Origin of the sequence: Streptomyces sp. NPDC097981, assembly GCF_040302565.1 — a bacterium.
Classification (GTDB): domain Bacteria; phylum Actinomycetota; class Actinomycetes; order Streptomycetales; family Streptomycetaceae; genus Streptomyces.
The window spans coordinates 1-4,067 of sequence record NZ_JBEORW010000142.1; the positions used below are offsets into that span (position 1 = coordinate 1).

Here is a 4,067-nt window from a genome sequence, read left to right on the forward strand (position 1 = left end):
GAAACCGACACCTCACCCACAACAGCAGCGGTCTCGTTCCACTCCACCAGAACCCGACGACGCTCCACCTCACCCAGAACATCAACCGAGCTCAGCCGACGTCCCGGTTCACCGGCGACGGCCTCCAGCACGCGCGTCAGGCGCTCGGCGAACCGTGCGACGGTGCCCGCGTCGAAGAGGTCCGCGGCCGCGATCAACGCGCCGCGCAGACCGGCCGGCGCGCCCTCCGCGTCGTAGGTCTCCCCCACGCTCACGTCGAGGTCGAACTTCGCCACCGCGGTCCCCGAGGTCTCCGTGATCCCGGTTCCCCCGGCGCGCAGACCGGGCAGGTCCAGGACCGCCTCGGCGTTGTTCTGCACCGCGAGCGCCACCTGGAACAGCGGGTGGCGGGACAGCGAACGGGCCGGGGCGAGTTCCTCGACCAGCCGCTCGAACGGCACGTCCTGGTGGGCGAAGGCCGACAGCCCCGTGTCCCGGACCCGGGACAGCAGCTCGCGGAACGTCGGGTCTCCCGAGAGGTCGGTGCGCAGCACCAGCGTGTTGACGAAGAAGCCGACGAGGTCGTCGAGCGCTTCATCGGTACGGCCGGCGTTCACCGCGCCGATCGGGATGTCGCTGCCGGCGCCCAGCCGGGACAGCAGCACCGCCAGCGCGGCCTGCAGCACCATGGCCATGGTCACGCCCTCGGCGCGGGCGACGGCCCGCAGCCGCTCGTGGACCTCGGCCGGCACGTCCAGGGGCACGCGGTGTCCCTGGTATCCGGCGACCGCGGGACGCGGCCGGTCGAAGGGAAGCTCCAGCTCCTCCGGAGCGCCCGCGAGCGCCCGGCTCCAGTACTCCACCTGCCCGGAGATGACGCTGTCGGGGTCCTGGTCGTCACCGAGCAGGTCCCGCTGCCAGAGCGCGTAGTCCGCGTACTGCACCGGCAGCGGCTGCCACTCGGGCGCCTGGCCGGCGCAGCGCGCCGCGTAGGCCACGGACACGTCGCGGGCCAGCGGTCCGGTGGACCATCCGTCGCTCGCGATGTGGTGCGTGGTCACCACGAGGACCTGGTCCTGCCGCCCGGCCTGGAACAGCCAGGCCCGGATCGGCACCTCGTTCGACAGGTCGAACGCGTAGCGCGTCGCCTCGCCGATCGCGTCGGCCAGGTCTGCCGGGGCCACCTCGGCCACCTTCAGGTCCCAGGCCAGGTCGGCCGGGTCGAGGACGCGCTGGTACGGCTCGCCGTCCGCTGTCTCGAACACGGTGCGCAGGACCTCGTGGCGGGCGATCACGTCCCGCAGCGCGGCGTTCAGCGCAGCGACATCGACCGTGCCGGAGAGCCGGACGGTGACGGGGATGTTGTAGGTCGGGCTCGGGCCTTCCAGCTGGCCGATGAACCACAGGCGGCGCTGCGCGGACGACAGCGGCACGCGCTCGGGGCGCTCGGCCGCCGTCAGCGGCACCCTGGCCCGGTCGGCCTCGTGCAGCTGGGCGGCGAGCCCGGCAACCGTGGGCGCCTCGAACAGGACCCTGATCTCGACCTCGACGCCGAGCACCACCCGGATGCGGCTGACCAGTCGCACCGCGAGCAGGGAGTGGCCGCCCAGGTCGAAGAAGTCGTCGTCGACCCCCACCGTGGGCAGGCCGAGGACCTCAGCGAACGCGGCGCAAAGAATTTCCTCCTGAGCGGTCGACGGACCCCGGCCGGTACCCGCCGCGGCGGCGTAGTCGGGCGCGGGCAGGGCCTTGCGGTCCAGCTTGCCGTTGCTCGTGAGCGGCAGCGCGTCCAGCGTGACGAACGCCGAGGGCACCATGTGTTCGGGCAGTCGCTGAGCGGCGAACTGCTTGACGGCGGCGGAGAGTTCCGCCGGGTCGTCGTCCTCGTCCACGGGCACGAGGTAGGCGATGAGGCGGGTGTCGCCGGTCGCGTCCTCCAGGGCGATGACCGCCGCCCGATCGACCTGCGGGTGCGCGGTCAGGACGGCCTGCACCTCGCCGGGCTCGATGCGGAAGCCGCGGATCTTGACCTGGTCGTCGGCGCGGCCCAGGTACACGACCTGGCCGTCCGCCGTCCACCGGGCGCGGTCGCCGGTGCGGTACATGCGCTCGCCGGTGCCCGAGAGCGGGGAGGCGACAAACCGCTCCGCAGTCAGGTCCGGTCGGCGGACGTAGCCGCGTGCGAGCTGGACGCCCGCGATGTACAGCTCACCGATGACGCCGGGGGCCACCGGCTGCAGCGAGGCGTCGAGCACGTACAGGCGGGTGTTGGCCACGGGCCTGCCGATGGGGACCACGCCCTCGGCCACCTGCTCCGCCGTCAGGCGGGTGGTCGCGACGCCGATGGTCGCCTCGGTCGGACCGTAGTGGTTGAACACCCGGCGATCCCCGGCCGCCTCGATGAGCTCCTTCACCCATGCGGGCGAGGCGGATTCGCCGCCGAGCACCAGCGAGCCGCCGGGCAGTACCTTCGCCAGGCCGTCGGCGCTTCCCAGCGCCGCGAGGTGGGACGGGACCACCTTGAGGTGGTCGATGCGGTGCTCCGCCAGGTAGTCGGCGACCGCCACCGGGTCGGTGACCGCGTCCTCTTCCAGGACGTACAGCGTGCCGCCCGAGACCAGGCTGGCGAACACGACGGTGTTGCCGAGGTCGGTGGCCTGGGCCTGGAGCAGCGCGTAGCGCCCGCCGGGTTCACCGAACCCGATCCGCTCCGGGACGTCGGCGACGTAGTTGGTCAGGGAGCCGTGCGTGATCGCGACGCCCTTCGGCCTGCCCGTGGAACCGGAGGTGTAGATGACGTAGGCCAGCTCGTCCGGCGCCGTGGTGACGTCCGGCGCGGTGTCCGGGGCCATCGACAGCTGCATCGTGACCAGCGTCTCGTCCACCGCAACCGAGCGCACCTTGCCGGTGGGCAGCTCGTCGAGGATGTCTTCGGTGCTGAGCAGGAGGACGGCGCGGGTGTCGGTCAGCATGAACGCGATGCGTTCGGCGGGCTGTTCGGGGTCGATCGGGAGGTAGCCCGCCCCGGCCTTCCACACCGCCAGGATCGCGGCGATGGTCTCCACCCCGCGCGGCAGGCACAGACCCACCACCGACTCCGCGCCCACGCCCTGGTCCACCAGGAAGTGCGCCAGCCGGTTCGCCCGGGCGTCCAGCTCCGCGTAGGTCACCTCGACTCCGTCGAAGACGACGGCGAGGGCGTCCGGGGTCCGGGCCACCTGTGCCGCGAACAGATCCGCCACCGAACCACCGGCCACCTCGGCCGCGGTGTCGTTCCACTCCACCAGCACGCGGCGACGCTCGTCCTCGCCGAGGACGTCCACCGCGCTGAGCCGCACCTGCGGCTCGGCGGTCAGGGTGTCGAGTACGCGTGCCCAGGCGGCGGCGATCCGGCCCGCTGCCTCGGCGTCGAAGAGGTCCGCAGCGACGGTGACCGTCCCCCGGAACCCGGCGAGTGCGCCGTCGGCGTCGAACTCCTCGGCAACGAGGACGTCCAGGTCGAACTTGGCCGAGGTGTGACCGGCCGACACCCGGCCGGCACGCAGGTCGCCGAGGTCCAGTACGGCCTCGATGGTGTTCTGCATGGTCAGGACGACCTGGAAGAGGGGGTGACGCGCCATGGAACGGGTCGGGGCCAGTTCCTCGACCAGACGGTCGAACGGCACGTCCTGGTGCGCCACACCCGACAGTCCGGCTTCCCGGACCCGGGCGAGTACCTCAGTGAACGTCGGGTCCCCGGACACGTCGGCCCGCAGGACCACCGTGTTGATGAAGAAGCCGACGAGGTCGTCCAGGGCTACGTCGGTACGTCCGGCGTGCGCCGAGCCGATCGGGATGTCGGTGCCCGCGCCCAGTCGGGACAGCAGGACCGCCAGCGCGGCCTGGAGCACCATGAAGGTGGTGACGCCTTCGGCGCGGGCCACGTCCACGAGCCGCGCGTGCACCTCGGCCGGGATCTCCAGGGACGCGGTGTGCCCGCGGTGGGAGGCCACGGCCGGGCGGGGACGGTCGTAGGGCAGGGTCAGCTCTTCGGGGGCTCCGGCGAGCGTGCGGCGCCAGTAGTCCACCTGGCGCGAGACCAGGCTGTC

Annotated in this window: 1 protein-coding gene; it reads right to left on the reverse strand. The window is 72.5% G+C overall.

Annotated elements, in window-relative coordinates:
- Positions 1-4,067 (reverse strand): non-ribosomal peptide synthetase (locus ABTY04_RS40500; RefSeq protein ID WP_352218436.1); only part of this gene is annotated, 4,067 nt, incomplete at both ends.